Consider the following 21,762-nt stretch of genomic DNA (forward strand, 5'->3'; position numbering starts at 1 on the left):
GATCGCCAATAAAAAAGGCAGCTCACGCTACCTTTTCTCACGATTGACAAGCTGCCAAAAAATCAATCAGTGTAGCCCTCCCACATACTGAGACAGGGCGTTAATTTCAGCATCAGTCAACTTCGCAGCTACGGTACGCATCATGCCATTCATGTCATTCCCTCGCTGACCCGATCGAAATTTCTCTAGCTGCAACTGAACATATTCAGCATTCTGCCCAGAGATTTTCGGGAATCCTGATAACCCCGTGCCATTACCTCTGGGGCCATGACACGCGGTGCAAGCGGTTATACCACGGTCAAGATCACCTGCGCGATACAAAGTCTGACCTAATTCAACCGATGACTCTGGGGTGGCATTGTCAGAAATAGGCAGTGATGCATAATAAGCAGCAAGATCGGCCATATCCTGCTCGGAGAGCGGCATTGCCATCCCCCCCATCACGGGATCATTACGTCCTTGCTTACCTCCCGTTGATATTGCTTGTTTAAAATCCTTAAGCTGCTTCTCAAGGTAACCAGGATGCTGACCTGCAATTTTAGGGTATTGCGCCATTATTCCATTACCATCTACCCCGTGGCAGGCGGCACACGTTGCGGCTTTCATCTTTCCGGCTTCTGCGTCTCCCTGCGCCCAGGCTGAATAACTGGCCAAAAAAGCCAATATCAATGCTAATTTCTTCATGACATTCCGTTTATAATTATAGAGCTTCCAGTACCACAAGTAATGCTCAGTAACATGGTATACAATGCGACCACTGACTAAGCACAGTTCCCATATATTTTACACAATTTCACAAAAAAGTAATCAGTCGACTACATCAAGACTTGACGGAGTTAACAGTGAATCAACCTCTCAACTATAGAAACACAGGATTTATCACAAGTGCACCTGATATCCGGCACTTGCCAAACGACATCGGCGTTGAGATCGCATTTGCTGGCCGCTCCAATGCAGGCAAGTCAAGTGCACTGAACCGCATCACGGATCAGAAAAGCCTCGCACGTACCTCTAAAACACCAGGCCGTACTCAACTTATTAACATGTTTGAGGTGGTGCATGGTTGCAACCTGATCGATTTACCGGGATACGGATTTGCTCAGGTTCCTTTGGAGATGAAACTAAAGTGGCAAAAATCGCTGGGGGAATACCTACAAAAGCGTAAGTGTCTCGAAGGACTGGTCGTGTTAATGGATATTCGTCACCCACTAAAAGATCTGGATCAACAGATGATCATGTGGGCCATTGAAAGCGATCTCTCCGTATTGGTATTGCTGACTAAAGCCGATAAATTTAAAAGTGGTGCCCGCAAACAGCAACTAATGAAAGTTCGCGAAACTGTCGCCACTTTTGGTGGTGATGTGCAAGTTGAAGCCTTCTCTTCTCTGAAGGGTATCGGGGTGGAGCAAGTTCGCCGTAAACTCGATGGTTGGTTTGCCCCTGAATTGGAGCGCCAACGACTCTTTATGGCTGAAGACCAAGCACAAGCCGATAACGAATAATCAAGACCCAATACAATAAAGGCTCCTGTTCCGGAGCCTTTTTTATGTCTTCAATAAACTCGCTGTCTTTAAAGACATAAAAATACCCCACCAGCTAGATGGGGCAATGGGAGAGAAATAGGAGGTTATTGTTTTTGTCTAGGAAGCATTATTTATTTCCCCCTTTAACGCAAGTTTTTTATACAGTTTTTGTGCGTTTTTCCCGCACTATCATAAGCAACCTACCCCGCCTGAGCCTCTATCAATATCGGGTTTTACCGATTTCATCAGGAAAACACCATGAAGTTGTTTTTTATTGAAAATAAAGGCCTAAGAAAGAGACTTACCTGGTAGGAAAACTGGAATTAAATTACAGTTTTATAAATATCGAGATGAAAAAAAAGCCACCATCAAGTTGAAGGTGGCCATTTCATGTCTGTATTTCTGCTGGAGGATCTCGCCGCCCAACAAAAACAAATATGAACAAGAAGCGGTTGTTATTATACCGATCTACCGATAAAAATTAAAGTAAATACTCTAAATTTTATCACGACCTAGTTCGTACCACGATCACAATTCCTATCACCACGTTGCAGAAAAAATCAGCAATACCGTGTACAAATCGTCTAAAACACCACCAGAAATGGTGTGGTTGTGCATATGGTGGGGGAAGATAATGAAACAGAGATTACGGAGAGAATGGAATAGTAGTGTAGCAGAATAAAAAACGCCCTGACCAAGTGGCCAGGGCGGCTGAATCAGCCAAATCCAATAACGTGAAACAAAAGGTCTGAAAGATAGAACATCTTACCTCTGTACCCTACGTCATTAACTGTATATCAATTGCTCAGGGTTGAAAAGCTCTTTTGTAGTTTTTTTTCACCATTACGTAAGTAATTTCAACAATAAGTAATTTATAGAGCATTTAATTTTCATCAAAAAACAGCCACTAAATATTGACTGTTTTATCATCAATAATACTGAAATTGGTGATTTATCAGTGAGCCTGGTCCCAGTTATCACCGATACCAGCATCAGCAATAAGAGGGACATCGAGCACAGCCGCTGACTCCATTAAACGACAAATCTCTGCAGAAACGTTTTCAACTTCCATATTTTGTACTTCAAGTACAAGTTCGTCGTGTACTTGCATCAAAAGTCTAACTCGCCCTTCAGGTTGATCACTAATCCACTGATCAACAAGTATCATCGCGCGTTTAATAATGTCTGCCGCTGTTCCCTGCATAGGGGCATTGATCGCTGCCCGCTCTGCGGCTTTACGGCGCATCCCGTTACGCGATTTAATATCAGGCAAATAGAGGCGACGACCATACAACGTCTCGACATAACCCTGCTCGCTGGCCTGATTACGGGTACTTTCCATATATTCAAGCACACCAGGATAACGCTCAAAATACACATTCATATAATCCTGTGCTTCCTTACGTCCCATATCCAACTGCTTGGCCAAGCCAAAAGCACTCATACCGTAGATCAAACCGAAGTTGATCGCCTTAGCACGACGACGTTGCTCACTGGTTACGGTTTCCAGCGGGATCCCCAAGATCTCTGCGGCCGTGGCCGCGTGAATATCTTTACCGTGACGGAAGGCATCCAATAACGCTTTATCACCTGACAAATGTGCCATGATCCGCAATTCGATCTGTGAATAGTCGACGGCTAAAACTTTGTATCCGGTTGGAGCGATGAAAGCCTGACGGATCCGGCGACCTTCTTCATTACGCACCGGAATGTTCTGAAGGTTTGGATCGCTGGATGACAGGCGACCGGTTGCTGTCACGGCCTGATGGTACGACGTATGCACGCGACCAGTCGCTGGATTGACCATTTTCGGCAGCTTATCCGTATAGGTCGATTTCAGTTTAGCTAACCCGCGGTATTCCAAAATCAATTTAGGTAATGGGTAATCCAGCGCCAATTCCTGCAGAACTTCCTCATTGGTTGATGGCGTACCCGATGGGGTTTTCTTCAGTACTGGTAGTCCCATTTTTTCAAACAGCAGGGCCTGCAGCTGCTTGGGGGAACTCAGATTGAATTCGCCCCCCGCCAACTCATAAGCTTCACGCTCTAATTGATCAAGACGAACCGCTATCTCAGACGACTGCGCCCCCAATAGCATACTGTCAATCAAGACCCCGGTACGCTCAATGTGTGATAACACCGGAACGAGCGGAATTTCAATCTCGTCAAACACTGACTTTAGCTTGTCATCAGCGTTCACTTTTTCAATCAGCATGTTGTGCAGACGCAGGGTAATATCGGCATCTTCTGCGGCATACGGGCCCGCCTGATCCAGATCGATCTGGTTAAAAGTCAGCTGCTTCTTCCCTTTACCAGCAATGTCTTCAAAACTGATCGTTTTGTGCTCTAAATAGCGCAACGACAGGCTATCCATATCATGACGGCCCACCACGCTATTAAAGACATAAGACTCCAGCATGGTATCAAAACGGATCCCCTGCATATCAATGTCATAACGAGCCAGAATGCTGGCATCGAATTTTAGATTTTGTCCGACTTTAGCGTGATTCGGATCTTCCAATAGCGGCTTGAGCTGGGCTAACACCCAGTCACGATCAAGCTGAGCAGGAGCGTCAAGATAATCATGAGCAACCGGCACATAAGCGGCTTTACCTTCCTCCACCGCAAATGAAAGACCAACCAAATTCGCCGTCATGTAATCCAGACCATCTGTCTCGGTATCAAATGCCACCACCTCTGCATCCAGCAGCTGTGCTAGCCATGCTTCAAAGGTCGCTTCGTCCAGTACCGTTTCATAACCACTGCGGTCAATCACAGGGACAATAGTTTTACTCTCGGCAATCGGTGCCGCTGCCTTCTCATCCGCCACAATACGGCCATCACTGCCACCAAGCATTTCTTCCAACCAGCGACGGAATTGCAACTTACCAAACAATTTAGTCAACTCATCGGTATCAGGCTGCCCCTTCACGAGCTGATCCGGTGTCACATCCAATTCAACATCCAGCTTGATGGTCGCTAGTTGATAAGAAAGATACGCAGCATCTTTATTATCGAGCAGTTTTTTCGCCATGGTTTTTGAGCCACGGAAACCTAAAGCGGCAATATCATCTAGATTGTCGTAGAGCGCATCTAGTCCACCAATCCCTGTCAACAAGGCTTTAGCGGTCTTTTCACCCACGCCCGGCACACCGGGTATGTTATCGACTTTATCCCCCATCAGCGCAAGGTAATCGATGATCAGCTCAGGACCGATCCCGAATTTTTCCACCACCCCGTAAGGTCCCATCACGACATCAGTCATGGTATTGATCAGCGTCACATTCTGATCCACCAACTGAGCCATATCTTTATCACCGGTACTGATCAACACTGGCATACCTGCCTGAGATGCCTGACTGGCCAGTGTTCCAATCACATCATCAGCCTCAACCCCGGTAATCGAGATCAACGGTAGCCCCATCGCTCGGATCACCGCATGTAATGGCTCGATCTGACCACGCAGGTCATCCGGCATCGGTGGACGATTCGCCTTATACTCAGAGTACATGTCGTCACGAAATGTTTTACCTTTTGCATCAAAGATCACGGCAATATGCTCGGTGGAAAACTGACGCAACAAACTACGAAGCATGTTTACAACACCATACACAGCACCCGTTGGCTCACCATCGGAATTAGTGAAATTGGGTGCGGCATGGTAGGCACGATAAAGATACGACGATCCATCAATCAAGATGAGGGGATTTTCTGGGATAGTTGCCATAAAGATATTCTTATATCCGGGGGATGAAAGAGTGAGATCACTAGGATGCCATGACTCCTCTCAACTGTTAACTGCTGTTTTCCCTTTGCGCCCCTCAATCTGTGGATAAGTTTGTTAGTATTTCAATTTAAGTCATTGATCAATCTGGAAATAGAACATTAAATTCATAAAAAATGACAGTATAAACAGCAGGTTGCAACAAATTCACTCACTTGATCCTCGATCCTAAAATGATCATTGATTGTGGAAAAGGTTAACAGAGCTATCTTAAATAAGATGATTTGAGACCAAAACTGGTCAAATATGAACACAAAGGAAGCCATCATGAAGAAAGTTGCGGTGATTTTGAGCGGTTCTAACGTTACATAATGAATCAGAGATCAATGAGGGGGCATATAAAAGAAAAAGCGGCGCGACTTTCCATCCATAGGACAGAAGGAAGCAGCCGCTCAGCAGAAGTGGTTCACGTTTTCAGCCCTACACCAAAAACCTAACCTTCGCTAAATTACACTGGAAGCAATGTGAGCAATGTCGTGCCTTCAAACGAGAAAGCCTTTGGCGATCTTTCTCGTTGATTGCGCGTTAATAATAACCATTCGCATTTGTTATGCAAGCATTTATTGAGAATAATTGTCATTTAGTTACTTGATGCAGCTGCCACTTCAATCATACAGGCTTCACGTATCTTCATTTTCCCCATTAATCCATAAAAAAGGCCAGCAAATCGCTGGCCTCATCGTACTACCTATGCTTATGTGATGGTCAAAATTACATCTGCAACCGCTCTTGAACAGGTTCTATCGCCTCATGCGTTGCCGTTAACGTCGTCAGGCGTTTTATCAAGTAATTAAGTAACACACCATACATCGGGACAAACAGCCCAAGACTGATGATTAACTTGAAGCTATAGTCGACCAACGCAATCTCCACCCAGTTCGCAGCCATAAATGGATCAGGGCTGTTATAAAAGGCGATAGAGAAAAAGGCGAGGGTATCAAGCGCGTTGCCAATCAAGGTTGAACAGGTCGGGGCGACCCACCACTGCTTCGTCTGGCGTAAGCGGTTGAATACCGAGACATCCATGATCTGACCTAACAGGTAGGCCATAAAACTGGCAATCGAGATCCGCGCAACAAACAGATTAAATTCCCCGAGGTGCGACCAACCCTGATATTCCCCTTGATAAAACAGAACCGATAAGGCGTACGAGATAGCCAGTGCAGGCAACATAACCCGTAAAATAATTTTACGCGCCATCCCCGCACCAAAAATCCGGACCGTGAGATCGGTAGCCAGGAAAATAAACGGGAAGGTAAATGCCCCCCAGGTGGTATGAAAGCCAAAAACAGTAAACGGCAGCTGTACCAGATAATTACTGGATGCAATGATCAGCAGATGGAACACCACCAGAAAGGAAAGGGCTTTACGTTGTTGCGCAGGTGAAAATTGAGAAGTCGTCATTAATCAGACCTTTTTGTCATTGGGGGAGAGGGAACCCAAAACACTGCTACCGGATCTCACTCAGGCAGCAGCAACCGAAGGCAGCGATTATACAGTAACCAGCGGCGTTGCCTAGAGGCTAACCGTTCGAAGTAACTGGGCGAGGTAAACCAAGGTTTCTTCGGCATCAGCCCCCACGCCTTCCAGCCACATCTGGCCACTGTAATGCTCGCCCTTGAGCATCAGTCGACAACCGTCAAAGTCCACCAACCAGACATGGAGATCAGCATTACACTCCTGCTCTATCACCCTTAATCCCAGCAATATCAATAAAGGAGCGGCGACGTCGAAAAAACTGTCGAAATCAAAGTCAGGACACCCCAGTTCCAGAACTCGGGCGGACTCATCAAGATAACGGCAAGTATATAGATTCAGCACTAATTTTACTCTCCTGCGGTCAGGTGCTCTTCAATCACTCCCATGAACACGGTGCCATATTTCTCCAGCTTACGGTGCCCGACCCCATTGACGGCCAGCATCTCTCCGGCTGATGTCGGGAGCCGCTCCGCCATCTCCATCAGGCTGGCATCATTAAAGACCACATACGGTGGCAGATCTTCCTCATCCGCAATGGCTTTACGTACTTTGCGTAATTTGGCAAACAGCTTCTTGTCATACTGGCGATTAGCGAACTTATCGGTCTTGGTACTACGGGCCGCCGTGTCCAATCGCGGCACAGCCAGCTCCAGACTCACCTCACTGCGCAAAATTGCCCGGGCTTTTTCGGTGAGCTGCAAGGTAGAGCTACGCATTATGCTCTGGATTAAATAACCGCGATGGACTAACTGGCGTAAGATGCTGACCCAAAACTCATGGCTATGATCGCGGCCAATGCCATAAGTGGTCAATTTATCGTGACCCTGTTCGCGAATACGCTGGTTCTGCATACCCCGTAGCACTTCCACAACATGGTTGATCCCGAAATTTTGATTCACTCGGTAGACGCAAGACAATGCCTTCTGAGCCACTTCTAAGGCATTAAAACGCTTTGGTGGATCAAGACAAATATCGCAGTTACCACACGGCTCCTCGCGAGCCTCGCCAAAATAGTTAAGTAATACCTGACGGCGACAGGTCTGCGCTTCAGCAAATGCCCCCATCGCATTAAGCTTATGGCTTTCAACCTGTTTTTGCGGCCCTTCTTCTTTCTCATCCAGACAGCGACGCAACCACGCCAAATCGGAAGGATCGTAGAACATGATGGCCTCGGCAGGCAGCCCATCACGCCCTGCGCGCCCGGTTTCCTGATAATAGGATTCTATGTTTCTCGGTATATCATAATGCACCACGAAGCGGACATTGGGCTTATTGATCCCCATGCCAAAGGCTACCGTCGCCACGACAATATGAATATCATCACGCTGAAAGCCTTCCTGCACCCAGGCACGCTGATCATGATCCAATCCAGCATGGTATGCCGCGGCTCGGATCCCGCTTTCGCTCAGCTTTTCACTGATCTGCTCCACCCGCTTGCGACTATTGCAATAAATGATCCCACTCTGTCCCCGCACGCCCGCCAAATAACGGGTCAGCTGGGCCAGCGGTTTATATTTTTCTTGCAAGGTGTAACGAATATTGGGCCGGTCGAAGCTGCCCAAATAAGCATGATGATCCGTCAAGGCCAAGCGCGTCACAATATCTTGCCGGGTGGTCTCATCGGCGGTTGCCGTCAAGGCCATGACGGGCAAAGTGGGGAAGTGCTGTCGCAATTGGCCCAGCGCGGCATATTCAGGGCGAAAATCGTGCCCCCACTGAGAGATACAGTGAGCTTCATCGACCGCTAACAACGTCAGCGGTAAGGTGATCAGCCGTTCGATAAATTCCCGTCCCAGTGCCCGTTCCGGTGAAACATACACCAGCTTGATACTGCCCTGCGCCATCGCCAGAAAAGTTTCTTGCATTGCCTCACGCGACATCGTCGAGTTAATACAGGCCGCTGCCACCCCATTAGCCTGCAACTGGTCAACCTGATCTTTCATCAAAGAGATCAACGGAGAAACCACGATTGTCAGCCCCTCACGTAATAAGGCTGGGATTTGGTAACAGAGTGACTTCCCCCCTCCCGTTGGCATGATCACCAGACAGTCTTGCCCCGCTACTGCGGCGTCAATAACCGACTGCTGCCCGGAACGAAATGCCTGATAGCCAAACACATCCTGCAGCACTTGCTCACTGCTGGAGGGGGGACTTTCTGACTGACATACGAGGCTTAGGGACATAACTCAACTCATCAACGGTGGCATTTTCGCGGCAGGACAGCGATAGAAATAAGCGGGCTATTCTATACCCAAGTCACCTCAAGATGCGCGTTTCTGCGCGAATTTATTGTTCGCCAGACCAACGCCGCCGATTCCCCCGCATGATTGGCCATGAAAAATAAGCCGCGGCAATTAGAAGCCAATAGTATTGGCACTGAACACGATTTATACTGCGCCTACATCTCAACATGCATATTTATTCTGCCATATCGGCATATTCTGCATATTTTTCCTAGGTACCCATGGACGATCAGAACAAACAAACCCAACGCGGGGTCATTCTCGCCCTACTGGCTTATACCATGTGGGGTATTGCGCCCATCTACTTTAAATCACTGCAGCATGTCGGGGCACTGGAGATTCTCAGCCATCGGGTGATCTGGTCCTTTTTCTTTTTAACCGGATTACTCATCCTTAGCCGAGGCTGGGGGCAAGTGCGCGCCGTACTCGCTCAACCTAAACGGGTGCTGATGCTAACGGCCACCGCGCTGCTGATTGGCGCTAACTGGCTCATCTTCATCTGGGCAATCAATAACAACTACATGCTAAATGCTAGCCTCGGTTACTACATCAACCCACTGATCAATGTGGTACTCGGTATGCTATTTCTGGGGGAGCGGTTACGCCCTCTGCAATGGGTCGCCGTTGCCATCGCGGGTGGTGGTGTCGCCGTCCAGTTAATCCAATTTGGCTCTCTACCCTGGATAGCTTTGGCACTCGCCTGCAGTTTTGGTCTCTATGGTCTGCTTCGGAAAAAAATTAACCTCGATGCCGCAACAGGCCTGTTCATGGAAACCTGTGTACTGCTGCCACTGGCAGCCATCTATGTTCTGCTATTTGCCAGCAGTCCAACGTCTGACTGGACCGCGAACCCACTCTCAACCAACATCCTTTTGATGGCAGCAGGCATTGTCACTACCTTACCGCTACTCTGTTTTACGGGCGCGGCGACCAAACTCAAACTCTCCACGCTGGGCTTTTTCCAATATATTGGCCCGAGCTTAATGTTTATCTTGGCTATCGTCCTGTATGACGAAACCTTTACCGTCGACAAGGGCTATACCTTTGCTTTCATCTGGGCTGCACTGCTGCTCTTTAGTATCGATGGCCTCAGACACCGTCGACACAACACAAAAATAACCCAAACTCAGCTTTCCCAATCCAAGTAATAGATCTCAATAATGAACGAAACCACCACCCTGATCACCCTTGTAACGGTCCATATTGTGGCACTCATGAGCCCAGGACCAGACTTCGCCCTTGTGGTCCAAAATGCCGGCCGCTATGGACGCCAGACGGGCTTGATGATCGCACTGGGTTTATCGCTAGGTATATTGCTCCATTCTATCCTCAGCCTGACGGGTGCCAGCCTGTTGATCCACCAGCATCCCACCCTATTTGCATTATTGCAAGGGGCTGGCGGCAGTTACTTACTGTGGCTGGGATTCGGCGCATTAAAAGGCACTTGGCAACTCTGGCAGCAGCGCCGTCAATCCGATATCGTATCCAGCCCCTCTCATACCCCACCCGCCCGGCTGATTGCCAACCGCAAGCAAGCACTGGCAAAGGGCTTTACCACCAACATTCTCAACCCGAAAGCACTGGTCTTTTTTCTCAGTCTTCTGTCGACCCTCGTGCCAGCCGATATGTCACTGACAGGAAAAAGTGTGGCGATTGGCCTGCTGTGGATCACCTCCCTGTTATGGTTTGGCATGCTGGCCTGGTTGCTGACTGGCGCTCGGCTACAGCAACAGCTTCAGCGCTGGACCCCCGCCATTGATGCCCTATGCGGCTTACTGTTCACCGTGATCGGTAGCATGATGTTGGTGAACCTGCTGCTATCGAAATAACCGTGGAAACTCAGATAGAAACCGCCGAGAGTTGATACTCTGCACAAAATGCATGCAAGCTATTAGACAGGGCGAGTCACTGCCACTTAGGCTAAGGACAGCCTGATATTGAAAAGGATTTCACCATGGAATGGAATGCCCGCTACAGAGTCATCATCCTTATCTCTGCCCTTTTGCTCGTGCCGGGTTTCTCCGCGGCCACACCAACGCCACAAGCTAGCGATCACATCTCCCCCGAAGCAACAACGGGGCGCATGGTGCAGCCGGTAGTGACAGGTAAAGACTGGATGGTTGCGGCCGCCAATCCTTATGCCAGTGAGGCTGGCGCGGCCATACTCCGTCAGGGAGGAAATGCAATCGATGCCATGATCGCGACTCAACTGATGCTCGGGTTAACCGAACCCCAATCTTCCGGCCTCGGGGGCGGGGCGTTTTTGGTGTACTGGGACAGCCAGCAAGAAGCGCTCACCACCTTCGATGGCCGCGAAACGGCTCCCATTGCTGCCACACCGACCCTGTTTCAAGATAGCCAAGGCCAACCACTCGCCTTTTATGATGCGGTAGTGGGCGGACGATCTGTCGGCACGCCAGGCACCGTCAAACTAATGTGGTATACCCATCAACGTCATGGCAAACTGGCTTGGCACTCACTCTTCAAACCCGCTATCGAATTGGCCACAGACGGCTTTATTGTCAGCCCCCGCCTTGCAGTGTTAGTGGCTGACAGCGAGAAGCACCTTAAACGCTTTACTGCTACCCGCGCCTATTTCTTCCATGCCGATGGTCGACCTATTCAGGCTGGAGAGCGTCTCAAAAACCCAGCCTATGCTACCACCTTGCAGCACATTGCTGAACGGGGTGCCAGTGCGTTTTATACCGGTGAGATAGCCAAAGATATCGTGAAAGCAGTGCGCACTGACGAGGACAATCCCGGTGTACTGAGCGCGATGGACTTAGCTACTTACACAGTCAAAGAACGGGCGCCTCTCTGCGCACCATACCGCCAATTCACGATCTGCGGTATGGGTCCACCGAGCTCAGGCGCCCTGACTCTCGGCCAGATCATGGGGATACTGAGCCATTATCCACTGGCACAATTGGGACCGGATAATGCCACCAGCTGGCGACTATTGGGCGATGCATCTCGTCTTGCCTTTGCCGATCGAGGCCGCTATATGGCAGATAGTGACTATGTTCCCATGCCAACCGACGGCCTGCTGGCTGATGATTATCTGCAGCAACGAGCAACTTTGCTAGATAGAGAAACAGCACTAGCCAGTGCCGATGCCGGAGAGCCGCCCTGGAGCCATGCCATGCATTACGCGATGGATGAGTCTCTGGAGTTGCCTTCTACCAGCCATTTCACCATTGTCGATAAAAATCGCAATGTGGTTTCCATGACCTCCACCATCGAAAATGGCTTTGGCTCCAGACTGATGGTACGTGGCTTTTTGCTCAACAATGAACTGACCGACTTTTCTTTTCGCAGCCACCACAACGGCTACCCCATCGCCAACCGCGTTGAGCCGGGAAAGCGCCCGCGCTCATCAATGGCCCCGACCATCGTGATGAAGCAAGGCTCCCCCTATCTCGCCATCGGTTCTCCCGGCGGCAGCCAGATCATCGGCTATATGGCCAAAACCCTGATTGCCCATCTCGACTGGGGGCTAGCTCTACAGCAAGCCATCGACTTACCCAATATGAATAACCGCTTTGGTCCGTTTGAGCTTGAGCAAGGTACCGCAGCACAAAGGTGGCAACCCAAACTGGAACAACTGGGCTTCCAGACCCAAATCAAACCACTCAACTCAGGCATTCAGGCGATCTTGCTCAAGGGAAATGACCTCATCGGTGCCGCAGACCCACGTCGAGAAGGAAAAGTCATCGCGCATTAAGCCTGCTATCTATAGCTGGAATATTAATATATTCAGTAGTGGTATCAATACATTATCAGTATGATAACAAGAGATATTCACATGCAGCTTTCCTTTAACCGCCAATACCGGTGGAATTAGAGACTGATAATGCTACTACCGCCTTGATATTGCGCGGATCGTTAGCCTCATCAAGTCGTAATATGTCATCCATTACATTCATGGAGTGAAAATGAAAAAGAAAATGTTGTTATTAGCCAGCACTCTGCTGCTAAGTACCCTCAATGTGTCAGCCGCTGAAATTGCTGGCGTCGATGTAGCTGAAACCATCAGCTATAACGAGCAACCGCTGCAACTGAACGGTGCCGGTATTCGCAGTAAGTTCTTTATGGATCTCTATGTCAGCTCATTGTACACCGCAGAGAAAATGGACAATGCCGATAATATTATTAATGGTGAGCAAGTTTCAGCCGTGCGCCTTAATATTACCTCAGGCATGATCACTTCAGAGAAGATGATTGATGCGATGCATGAAGGATTTGATCTGGCGACCGATGGTAATACCGCCCCGATAGCCGATAACATCAATGCTTTCATTACCGCCTTTTCAAGCCCGATAAAAGAAGGCGATCAATTTACGTTAGTGAGCGTGCCAAACACTGGCATTATCAGCTACAAAAACGGTGAGCAGTTGGCCATTACCAGTGGCGAAGCCTTCCGCAAAGCTGTGCTGGCGATTTGGTTAGGTGATAGCCCTATCGATAAAGGTTTGAAAAAAGAGATGCTAGACGGTTAAATTTCCCGCATTGCCCCCTTTTTCACCCCAATCTGAATAATAAAAAAGCCCACATGATGCTGTCATATGGGCTTTTTATTGATATCACCATCCGGTGATTACAACGCAAATTTACATTGGATCAAGCTTGGCATACTGAGTCACCAACCATTTGATCCCTTCACCGTTGAACGCCACCTGCACTCGGCTTTGAGCACCACTGCCTTCAAAGTTGATGATAGTTCCTTCACCAAATTTGGGGTGCCTCACTCTCTGACCCAAACTAAACCCAGTCTGATTAAAGTTATCATTCACCTGCGTCTGGCTAAAACGGCCACTGCTGGCTGGCCGCGAAACCTTGGCCTTCATCCGGACTTCTTCGACGTGCTCCTGTGGGATCTCGCGAATAAATCGTGATGGCTTATGAAAGTTATCTTTACCGTATAAACGGCGCATCTCAGCATGCGTGATATACAGCTTCTGCATCGCCCGTGTCATACCGACGTAGCACAAACGGCGCTCTTCCTCGAGACGTCCCACTTCTTCAGTGGTCCGAGAACTGGGGAACATACCCTCTTCAACACCCACCATAAACACCATCGGGAACTCTAGCCCCTTGGCACTGTGCATGGTCATCAGCTGGACCGCATCTTCAAAATCATCGGCCTGACCATCCCCGGCTTCCAGTGCAGCATGGGATAAGAATGCCGACAACGGGCTCATCGCCTCGGCTTCTTCTGGCACTTCAAACTGCCGGGTAGCGGTCACGAGTTCTTCCAGGTTTTCAATTCGAGCCTGGGCTTTCTCGCCTTTTTCCAGCTCATACATCGCGCGCAACCCAGAGTTGCGGATCACTTCATCGGTCTGCTGGTATAGCGGTAACTCGCGGGTATCATCTTCCAGTGCATTGATTAATTCAATAAAGCGGCGTAACGAATTGGCGGCGCGGCCAGCCAGAACCTGCTCTTCAAGCAGGGCAATACTGGCCTGCCACATTGTCGCACCGCGATCGCGCGCGGCCATCCGGATCGTATCTAACGTGCGATCACCCAAGCCGCGGGTTGGAGTATTAACCACCCGCTCAAACGACGCATCATCATGACGATTTGCCATCAAGCGCAGATAAGACAAGGCGTCTTTGATTTCCTGCCGCTCGAAGAAACGCATCCCGCCGTAGATGCGATATGGCATCCCCGCTTGGATCAGCGCTTCTTCCAATACCCGCGACTGAGCATTACTACGGTACAGCATCGCGGTATCTTGTAATGCACCGCCGTTATCGCGCCATTCTTTGATTTTGCCAACGACGAATCGGGCTTCATCCAGCTCATTGAATGCGGAATATATCGAGATCTGCTCACCGTCGGCCCCATCGGTCCAGAGGTTCTTACCCATCCGCTCATTGTTATTGGCGATCAGTTCATTAGCCGCTTTCAGAATGTTCCCGGTTGAGCGGTAGTTCTGCTCAAGAAAAATCGAACTGGCACCGTTAAAATCACGCAGGAAACGCTGAATATTTTCTACCTTCGCACCACGCCAACCGTAAATAGACTGATCATCATCTCCGACAATCATCACATTACAGCCAGGGCCTGCCATCAAACGTAACCAGGCAAACTGAATATTGTTAGTATCTTGGAATTCGTCGACCAGAATATGCTTGAAGCGAGCCTGATAGTGCTCACGAACGTGCTTGTTCCGCTGCAACAACTCGAAGGCACGTAACAACAATTCCGCAAAATCGACCAGCCCAGCACGATCACACGCTTCCTGATAGGCGGTATATAAACGTAACCACGTCTGCTCCACCGGATCATTGAAGGTATCAATATGCTGCGGGCGCAAGCCCTCATCTTTCTTGCTGTTGATGTACCACACCGCCTGACGCGCAGGCCATTGCTTCTCATCTAAATTCTGCGCTTTTATCAAACGGCGTAACAGACGTAACTGATCATCCGAATCGAGGATATTAAAATCTTCCGGCAAATTCGCATCAAGGTAATGAGCGCGCAACATCCGGTGACACAAGCCATGAAACGTACCGTTCCACATACCGGCAGACGAACCATGCATCAGCTCGTTGATCCGGCCTCGCATCTCAGCGGCTGCCTTATTGGTAAATGTCACCGACATGATCGAATACGGAGAGGCCTGCTCAATCGTCATCAACCAGGCGATACGATGGACCAGAACCCGGGTTTTACCACTCCCGGCACCCGCTAACACTAGGTGATTCCCTAGCGGCGCAGCCACCGCCTCGCGTTGCTTGTCATTCAGGCCATCTAACAGAAGTGAAACGTCCATCGCGCTCTACTGGTTATTTATACAATGGTGATGATTATAACCGCAAAGCCCGCCAGGATGCGAGCCACCGAGATACCGAATCAGCGCTCTTATCACCCGTTGCACAAACACTTTTGTTCTATCCTTCGAACTGGTCTACGTTAACAAAGGGTTAAAAAAATGAAATCAGGGTGAAATAAATTATCCTATCTCCCTTTCTTATACATCGAGAGCATCATAAAGATACCAAACCCTAACCAGGAAAATGTTGCGATAACTTGCAACGGTCAGCACATACCAAAGAGGATTAACCATGAAAAAGACAACCAATATCGCCCTTGCCACTGCTGTTACAGGTCTACTGGCTCTGGCTGGTACGGCGATGACCACCACCACGGCCGTTGCTGCTGAAGGTAAAGAGAAATGTTATGGCGTTTCTAAAGCAGGAAAGAATGACTGCGCAACGAAAACCAGTTCTTGTGCCGGTACGGCCAAGGTTGATGGTCAAAAAGATGCATTCGTCATGGTTCCCAAAGGCCTCTGCGACCGTCTTGTGGGTGGCAGTACAGGAAGTAAATAATTGGATCGGCTATCAACTCGCAAAATGGTCGGGGTGGGGCTTCGCCCCCCCCACATTCAGACCATCCTCACTGAGCAACCAGATATAGGCTGGCTTGAAATTCACAGCGAGAACTATTTTTCTGCCCACTCTCCCGCTCGCCAACAACTCAAAGAAATTGCTAACCACTACCCAATCAGCTGTCATGGTATCGGCCTGTCTCTGGGTTCAGCCGACCCTCTGGACACTCAACACCTCCTGCAGCTTAAACAACTGGTTAATGACATTGATCCTATCGCCGTCTCCGATCATCTCAGCTGGAGTTCGGTTAACGGACAATACTTTAATGACCTACTGCCGCTGCCCTACACCGAAGAGGCTCTCCGCCATTTCTGCCGAAAAGTGGAACAAGTTCAGGACTTTCTTGGCCGGCAGCTACTGATTGAAAATCCGTCGAGTTACTTACGTTTTTCTCATTCGGTGATCCCTGAATGGGAGTTCCTGCAGCAGGTACAGCAACGTACGGGCTGTGGACTATTGCTCGATCTGAATAACATTTATGTCAGTGCCTTCAATCACGGTTTTGACTGCGAAACCTACTTGGCCGCATTGGATCCCCGTGCGGTGAAAGAGATCCATCTGGCCGGCTTTACCGTCAAGCGATATGCCGAAGGTGAGATCTGGATTGATACCCACAGCCGTCCAGTCAGCGATCCTGTCTGGCAACTTTACCGCCAGTGGATTCGTCAGCACAGCGCACAACACGGCTTAGTCCCGACCCTCATCGAATGGGATCTTGATATCCCTGATTTCCCCGTTTTACAAGGGGAGGCCCGCAAGGCCGAAATCATCATCCAGCAGGAGGCTCGCCATGGACAACATGCCCCCTAAATCCTTATACGAACTTCAGCAGGCATTTTCCGATGCCCTGCATTATCAACCTAGTACGGTCAGTGAATGTATTTGTCCGGGGGCATTCCCGGCAGAGCAGCTCCTCCAGATCTACCGCAACAATTTCATCATCAGCTTGTCAGAAGTCTTGGAAGCGGCCTACCCTTGTACCCTTGCCGTTGTCGGTGAGGAATGCTTTGCCCAATTAACCCGCCTGCATGTTCTGGCCCTGCCGTTGAAACAAGGGGACGTCAGCCACTATGGCGAGCACTTGGCCAACACTATCGAACAACATCCCTCACTCGTTGAAGCGGTTCCCTATCTGGCCGACTTAGCTCGGCTAGAGTGGCTGATCGATCAAATAAGCCAACTCACGCCTTACTCACCCAACTTCCCATTCCACCAGCTCAGTCATATCACTGAGAACAATATTGGCCAATTACAATTCAACGTGGCTGAACCCACTGGCTGTACAGATTCTCTCTACCCAGTGGCCAGCTTGTGGCAGATGATCAAGACTGAACAAGTTGACGCGATTGATCTCAACCAACCAGAATCCGCCATCATCCAGTTGCGAACAACGGGGATCGTGGTCGTGAAATGTCCCCCTGATGCGACCTCGCTACTGCGGTTGTGCCAACAACACCAACCACTGAGCAACGCCACTGCACCGATGCTGAGTCAACTCAATGAACTGATCCAGCAACAAATATTCACTCACATTGACGGGTTGCCAAAAGGAATATGAGCATGCTGAATTTCTTTAAACAAATTGATACCACGGCCCAACGGATCACCGACCCACTTATTCCGCTCTTACTGCTCTTCACTCGTATCTGGGTGGCCTGGGTATTTTTCAAATCCGGGATGGTGAAATATTCCAGCTGGGATAGCACCCTATACCTGTTTGAATACGAATATCAGGTGCCGCTGCTACCATGGCATATCGCCGCTTACCTCGGTACGACTGCCGAGCTTATTTTGCCGGTCTTTTTGGCTCTGGGGCTATTTACCCGCCCGATGGCGCTGGCATTATTTCTGTTTAATATGATGGCGGTCGTGTCTTACCCGCTATTATGGGAGAACGGTTTTTTTGACCACCAACTGTGGGGAATGATGTTGCTGGTGAATGTATTCTGGGGGGCCGGGGCTATTTCGCTAGATCGGCTCTTTAGCAACGAGCCTAAGCAAAGTCTACTGCAATAAAAAATCGAGCATGCCGTCTCCCAAATATGATTAAGGGCAGCGTAAGCTGCCCTTAATGCGGAAAACGAAAGTACCCGTTACTGATGACACCAACCACTAAGGGATCAGCAACAGTAACTGCGACAACTGGTTGATTTCCATATCGGGTAGCCCTCTGACTTTAGGCTCCTGACTGAGCATGCGCTGCTGATCATTAAACCAACAAGCACGGAAACCATTGAGCTTTGCCCCACCAACATCGGTAACTAAGTGATCGCCAACATGCAAGATCTCGTCGGGGGCCAACCCTAGCTGCACCGAGGCCTTAATAAACAGATCTGGCTCGGGCTTAGACAAGCCATCACGCCCAGCCATCAATACTGATTCAAAGTAGCCCGCAAGACCAATTTTATCCGCATCAACGTTACCATTGGTGATCGCCACTAGCGGCAATTTCTGGCTGAGCAACGACAAGACCCGGTGAGTCTCATCCGGCACGTCTACTTGATTTCGCACCACCAGCACTCTCGCTAAGCCATCTTCGGCCGCAAGCTCCGCCTTGGCCAGAGGGTATCCCAACTGCATCAAGCCGATTTTAATCAGCTCGAAACGCCACTGGGTCACATCATGCCGCAACATTGGATCTGCCGCTGCTAATGCCATCTTTAACGCCTGCCAACGATCACGGCCAATCATCTTGCTTTGTGGATGACAGCTAGCCAGCCAATCATACATAGCCTGTTCGGCTCGGCGAATCACAGGCCGGTTATCATACAGGGTGTCATCAAGATCAAAGGTTAACGCCTTCGGCGGTGGAAAATCACGGTAAAACTGCATCGCTACCTACTTACTATCTTTGTTACCGGTTTAGAAAGCGGTCATTAACGCTTGGCACGAGGATGCGCCTCATCATAGACCTTCGCCAAGTGCTGGAAGTCGAGGTGAGTATAAATTTGGGTTGTTGTAAGATTGGCATGGCCAAGCAATTCTTGCACCGCACGCAAATCACCTGATGATTCAAGAACATGGGTTGCAAAGCTATGGCGTAATTTATGCGGATTAATATGACTCGACACGCTCTGTTTCTGCCCCCACTCCGCCATACGCTTCTGGACATTACGGTTAGAGATCCGCGAACCAATCTTGGAAACAAACAAACCCGGCTCCCCGGCTTGTGCCAGTTGCGAACGCACCTTCAGCCAATTCCCGACCCATTCCCGAGCCAAGCCAGCAAACGGAACAATCCGCTCCTTGTCACCTTTACCAATCACCCGAATATCACCCTTGCGCAGACTGATATTCTTCACATCAAGATTCACCAACTCTGATAAACGCAATCCTGCGCCATACATCAGCTCCATCATTGCCCGATCACGAATCGACAACGGATCGTCACCATCAACACTCAGCAACTGATCCATTTCATCTACATCCAGGTTTTTGGGTAACGGCCTTGCCTTGCGCGGGGCCGAGACCCCTTTCGCTGGATTTGCAGGTAATAACCCCAACGACACTAAATAGCTAAAGAAACTACGTAATGCCGAGAGCCGCATCGACAGGCTACTGGCCTTTAGACCATCACGCATGCCTTTACTCGCCAACTGCCGAACCCAACCGGCATCCACCGTCTGCCAGTCACTGACCCCTAAACTCACCAACTGCTCCGCCATGGTGGTCAGCTGCCGTTTATAGTTTTGCTGGGTGTGCAAGCTAAGCTCACGCTCACTGCGCAAATATTCATAGAACCGTAGCAGTGGCTGCTCTAGATCGGCGGGTAAACTCATTCAATGACCTCTCGAGTATATTCCCAGTGATGGATTAACCGTGTCAGTACAACGGCTAACTGCTCAACAAATAAGGTGTCCATTTCCGGTTGGAAATGACCGCCATCCACACTGGCAAAACTCAAAACCCCAATTAGCCGCTCATTCCCCAGCGGCACCACCACGAACGAGCCGAGGTGTGGCGGATGCTCAAACAGCAATTCGCTTTCTTGTTTACGTAATCGGCCCAAATACACAGAGCGTGAAGCCAGTCGAGCACAGCGAAAATGCTCAAACGATCGACGATCGAGATAAAGGCTGTCATCCATGCTATCAAACAACCGTAACCCGACCTCTAACCCCAACTGATCGGCCAATGTTTCCAATACACCAAAAGCCTGATAAATATTATGGGTCTGGAACAGTTGCTGCTGAGCACGGGCAAAGATGTCAAAGAGCTGACTATTTTTCGCTGCTGCGTTAATCAAGCCCTGCATTTTACTCTCTAGCTCCCCCACTTGCTGACGTAGCCGCTCGAGCTGAATATCAACCAGTGATACCACTCCGCGTTCGTTGTGGTGAACCTGGATCCGCGTCAACAGATCGGATTGACGGATAAAAAAGTCAGGATTTTCCTGTAAAAACGCCGCCACATCCTGCTCGGTTAATGTTCCCGTCTCTTTCGCTACAGCAGCAGTTTCAACACAGTTGAGCCGCGAGACCTCTGTCATTACCGTCATAGTATCATTTGCCCATCAAACACATGGGCCGCTGGACCGGTCATATACAAGGGTTTCCCCTCACCTTGCCAGCGGATCTGTAAATCACCACCAGGCAGCGAAACCGTCACATGACTATCAAGCAACCCCTGACTACATCCCACGGCGACGGCGGCACAAGCACCGCTACCACAAGCTTGGGTCTCTCCGGCACCTCGCTCATACACCCGCAGCCGAATCGTATTGCGATCCACAATTTGCATGAAGCCAGCATTAACCCGTTCAGGAAAGCGCTCATGAGATTCGAGTATCGGTCCCAACGTGTCCACATCCGCAGTATCTACATTATCCACCACCGTGACACAATGTGGGTTCCCCATACTCACCGCACCACAGAAGAGTGTCGCGTCACCCGCTCGTAAGATATACGTTTTCTCACTCTGTTTGGCTCGAAAAGGAATTTTGCTCGGTTCAAAAATGGGCGCCCCCATATTCACTGTCACCTGATTATCATTTTCCAGCTTCAGTGACATTTTACCCGCCTTGGTACTGACTGAAATTTGGTACTTATTCGTTAGCCCCTTCATCCAGACAAAACGCGCAAAACAGCGAGCACCGTTACCACACTGCTCGACTTCACTGCCATCAGCGTTAAAAATCCGGTAATGAAAGTCCGTCTCCGGATCATAAGGCGGCTCTACCACCAAGAGTTGGTCAAAACCCACACCACGGTGGCGGTCTGCCAAGCGCCGGATCGCATCCGGCGAGAAAAATACATTCTGGGTAACACAGTCGACGACCATAAAATCGTTACCCAAACCGTGCATTTTCGAAAAGAGTACCTGCATGATGTTC

The 21,762-nt window shown here is 49.4% G+C and carries 20 protein-coding genes; 9 read left to right on the plus strand and 11 right to left on the minus strand.

Annotated elements, in window-relative coordinates; translation table 11 throughout:
- Positions 1-66: 66 nt before the first annotated feature.
- A complete protein-coding gene (locus L4D12_RS14400; RefSeq protein WP_428448542.1) occupies positions 67-684 on the minus strand; it encodes a c-type cytochrome in 618 nt (205 codons plus the stop codon).
- A 158-nt stretch (positions 685-842) separates the two neighbouring features.
- Here L4D12_RS14400 and yihA point away from each other — a divergent pair, with 158 nt between their 5' ends.
- Positions 843-1,502 carry a ribosome biogenesis GTP-binding protein YihA/YsxC gene (gene yihA, locus L4D12_RS14405; protein WP_428448543.1) on the plus strand — a complete coding sequence of 220 codons (660 nt, stop codon included), beginning with the start codon at positions 843-845 and terminating at the stop codon, positions 1,500-1,502.
- Positions 1,503-2,239: 737 nt separating this feature from the next.
- Here the strand turns inward: yihA and spfP are convergent.
- From spfP to recQ, 5 genes are all read right to left on the minus strand, one after another.
- Positions 2,240-2,287, minus strand: coding sequence for a small protein SpfP (gene spfP / locus L4D12_RS25555; protein WP_438616993.1), 48 nt, complete (start codon positions 2,285-2,287; stop codon positions 2,240-2,242).
- Between the two features lie 191 nt (positions 2,288-2,478).
- Complete coding sequence (gene polA / locus L4D12_RS14410; RefSeq protein WP_428448544.1) at positions 2,479-5,250, minus strand: DNA polymerase I; 2,772 nt, start codon at positions 5,248-5,250, stop codon at positions 2,479-2,481.
- Positions 5,251-6,018: 768 nt separating this feature from the next.
- Complete coding sequence (locus L4D12_RS14415; protein ID WP_428448545.1) at positions 6,019-6,711, minus strand: 7-cyano-7-deazaguanine/7-aminomethyl-7-deazaguanine transporter; 693 nt, start codon at positions 6,709-6,711, stop codon at positions 6,019-6,021.
- A gap of 111 nt (positions 6,712-6,822) precedes the next feature.
- Positions 6,823-7,128, minus strand: coding sequence for a DUF3630 family protein (locus L4D12_RS14420; protein WP_428448546.1), 306 nt, complete (start codon positions 7,126-7,128; stop codon positions 6,823-6,825).
- 5 nt (positions 7,129-7,133) lie between these two features.
- Positions 7,134-8,969 (minus strand): ATP-dependent DNA helicase RecQ, encoded by a 1,836-nt coding sequence (gene recQ / locus L4D12_RS14425; protein ID WP_428448547.1) that lies wholly within the window; start codon positions 8,967-8,969, stop codon positions 7,134-7,136.
- 281 nt (positions 8,970-9,250) lie between these two features.
- On the opposite strand from recQ, the gene rarD reads away from it, so the two are divergent.
- The 4 genes from rarD (at position 9,251) to L4D12_RS14445 (ending at position 13,528) form a co-directional block, all read left to right on the plus strand.
- Positions 9,251-10,177 (plus strand): EamA family transporter RarD, encoded by a 927-nt coding sequence (gene rarD, locus L4D12_RS14430; protein WP_428448548.1) that lies wholly within the window; start codon positions 9,251-9,253, stop codon positions 10,175-10,177.
- Positions 10,178-10,189: 12 nt separating this feature from the next.
- Positions 10,190-10,858 (plus strand): LysE family translocator, encoded by a 669-nt coding sequence (locus tag L4D12_RS14435; protein WP_428448549.1) that lies wholly within the window; start codon positions 10,190-10,192, stop codon positions 10,856-10,858.
- A 125-nt stretch (positions 10,859-10,983) separates the two neighbouring features.
- Positions 10,984-12,753 (plus strand): gamma-glutamyltransferase, encoded by a 1,770-nt coding sequence (gene ggt / locus L4D12_RS14440; RefSeq protein WP_428448550.1) that lies wholly within the window; start codon positions 10,984-10,986, stop codon positions 12,751-12,753.
- A gap of 211 nt (positions 12,754-12,964) precedes the next feature.
- Complete coding sequence (locus tag L4D12_RS14445) at positions 12,965-13,528, plus strand: chalcone isomerase family protein (protein WP_428448551.1); 564 nt, start codon at positions 12,965-12,967, stop codon at positions 13,526-13,528.
- Positions 13,529-13,639: 111 nt separating this feature from the next.
- On the opposite strand, the gene uvrD is transcribed toward L4D12_RS14445, so the two are convergent.
- Positions 13,640-15,811: a DNA helicase II gene (gene uvrD, locus L4D12_RS14450; protein WP_428448552.1), complete on the minus strand. Its 2,172-nt coding sequence runs from the start codon at positions 15,809-15,811 to the stop codon at positions 13,640-13,642.
- A 292-nt stretch (positions 15,812-16,103) separates the two neighbouring features.
- On the opposite strand from uvrD, the gene L4D12_RS14455 reads away from it, so the two are divergent.
- From L4D12_RS14455 to L4D12_RS14470, 4 genes are read left to right on the plus strand one after another with little or no spacing between them, the layout of a single operon-like run.
- Positions 16,104-16,370, plus strand: coding sequence for a BufA1 family periplasmic bufferin-type metallophore (locus L4D12_RS14455; RefSeq protein ID WP_428448553.1), 267 nt, complete (start codon positions 16,104-16,106; stop codon positions 16,368-16,370).
- A gap of 24 nt (positions 16,371-16,394) precedes the next feature.
- Entirely contained in the window at positions 16,395-17,240 is an 846-nt protein-coding gene (bufB, locus tag L4D12_RS14460) for an MNIO family bufferin maturase (RefSeq protein WP_428448590.1), read from the plus strand.
- Positions 17,221-17,988: an HvfC/BufC N-terminal domain-containing protein gene (locus L4D12_RS14465; RefSeq protein ID WP_428448554.1), complete on the plus strand. Its 768-nt coding sequence runs from the start codon at positions 17,221-17,223 to the stop codon at positions 17,986-17,988. Before bufB ends, L4D12_RS14465 begins: the two co-directional genes overlap by 20 nt.
- Before the next feature lie 2 nt (positions 17,989-17,990).
- Entirely contained in the window at positions 17,991-18,446 is a 456-nt protein-coding gene (locus L4D12_RS14470; protein WP_428448555.1) for a DoxX family protein, read from the plus strand.
- Positions 18,447-18,542: 96 nt separating this feature from the next.
- Here the strand turns inward: L4D12_RS14470 and yigB are convergent, their stop codons facing one another.
- Genes yigB through dapF form a run of 4 tightly spaced genes read right to left on the minus strand, consistent with a single transcriptional unit; the run spans position 18,543 to position 21,755 of the window.
- Complete coding sequence (gene yigB, locus L4D12_RS14475; protein ID WP_428448556.1) at positions 18,543-19,262, minus strand: 5-amino-6-(5-phospho-D-ribitylamino)uracil phosphatase YigB; 720 nt, start codon at positions 19,260-19,262, stop codon at positions 18,543-18,545.
- Between the two features lie 44 nt (positions 19,263-19,306).
- Complete coding sequence (gene xerC / locus L4D12_RS14480) at positions 19,307-20,209, minus strand: tyrosine recombinase XerC (RefSeq protein ID WP_428448557.1); 903 nt, start codon at positions 20,207-20,209, stop codon at positions 19,307-19,309.
- Positions 20,206-20,928 (minus strand): DUF484 family protein, encoded by a 723-nt coding sequence (locus tag L4D12_RS14485; protein ID WP_428448558.1) that lies wholly within the window; start codon positions 20,926-20,928, stop codon positions 20,206-20,208. The genes xerC and L4D12_RS14485 overlap by 4 nt, the downstream gene beginning before the upstream one ends.
- Entirely contained in the window at positions 20,925-21,755 is an 831-nt protein-coding gene (gene dapF, locus L4D12_RS14490) for a diaminopimelate epimerase (RefSeq protein WP_428448559.1), read from the minus strand. Before dapF ends, L4D12_RS14485 begins: the two co-directional genes overlap by 4 nt.
- Positions 21,756-21,762 lie beyond the last annotated feature (7 nt).

This window comes from Photobacterium nomapromontoriensis (assembly GCF_050336815.1).
Classification (GTDB): Bacteria; Pseudomonadota; Gammaproteobacteria; order Enterobacterales; family Vibrionaceae; genus Photobacterium; species Photobacterium nomapromontoriensis.

Coding starts and splice junctions, on each gene's coding strand:
- dapF (WP_428448559.1), bottom strand. CDS start 21,755: ATGCAGGTACTCTTTTCGAAAATGCACGGTTTGGGTAACGATTTTATG.
- yigB (WP_428448556.1), bottom strand. CDS start 19,262: ATGCAGTTTTACCGTGATTTTCCACCGCCGAAGGCGTTAACCTTTGAT.
- xerC (WP_428448557.1), bottom strand. CDS start 20,209: ATGAGTTTACCCGCCGATCTAGAGCAGCCACTGCTACGGTTCTATGAA.
- L4D12_RS14400 (WP_428448542.1), bottom strand. CDS start 684: ATGAAGAAATTAGCATTGATATTGGCTTTTTTGGCCAGTTATTCAGCC.
- recQ (WP_428448547.1), bottom strand. CDS start 8,969: ATGTCCCTAAGCCTCGTATGTCAGTCAGAAAGTCCCCCCTCCAGCAGT.
- L4D12_RS14445 (WP_428448551.1), top strand. CDS start 12,965: ATGAAAAAGAAAATGTTGTTATTAGCCAGCACTCTGCTGCTAAGTACC.
- rarD (WP_428448548.1), top strand. CDS start 9,251: ATGGACGATCAGAACAAACAAACCCAACGCGGGGTCATTCTCGCCCTA.
- ggt (WP_428448550.1), top strand. CDS start 10,984: ATGGAATGGAATGCCCGCTACAGAGTCATCATCCTTATCTCTGCCCTT.
- L4D12_RS14465 (WP_428448554.1), top strand. CDS start 17,221: ATGGACAACATGCCCCCTAAATCCTTATACGAACTTCAGCAGGCATTT.
- L4D12_RS14470 (WP_428448555.1), top strand. CDS start 17,991: ATGCTGAATTTCTTTAAACAAATTGATACCACGGCCCAACGGATCACC.
- uvrD (WP_428448552.1), bottom strand. CDS start 15,811: ATGGACGTTTCACTTCTGTTAGATGGCCTGAATGACAAGCAACGCGAG.
- L4D12_RS14435 (WP_428448549.1), top strand. CDS start 10,190: ATGAACGAAACCACCACCCTGATCACCCTTGTAACGGTCCATATTGTG.
- L4D12_RS14415 (WP_428448545.1), bottom strand. CDS start 6,711: ATGACGACTTCTCAATTTTCACCTGCGCAACAACGTAAAGCCCTTTCC.
- polA (WP_428448544.1), bottom strand. CDS start 5,250: ATGGCAACTATCCCAGAAAATCCCCTCATCTTGATTGATGGATCGTCG.
- bufB (WP_428448590.1), top strand. CDS start 16,395: ATGGTCGGGGTGGGGCTTCGCCCCCCCCACATTCAGACCATCCTCACT.
- L4D12_RS14485 (WP_428448558.1), bottom strand. CDS start 20,928: ATGACGGTAATGACAGAGGTCTCGCGGCTCAACTGTGTTGAAACTGCT.
- L4D12_RS14455 (WP_428448553.1), top strand. CDS start 16,104: ATGAAAAAGACAACCAATATCGCCCTTGCCACTGCTGTTACAGGTCTA.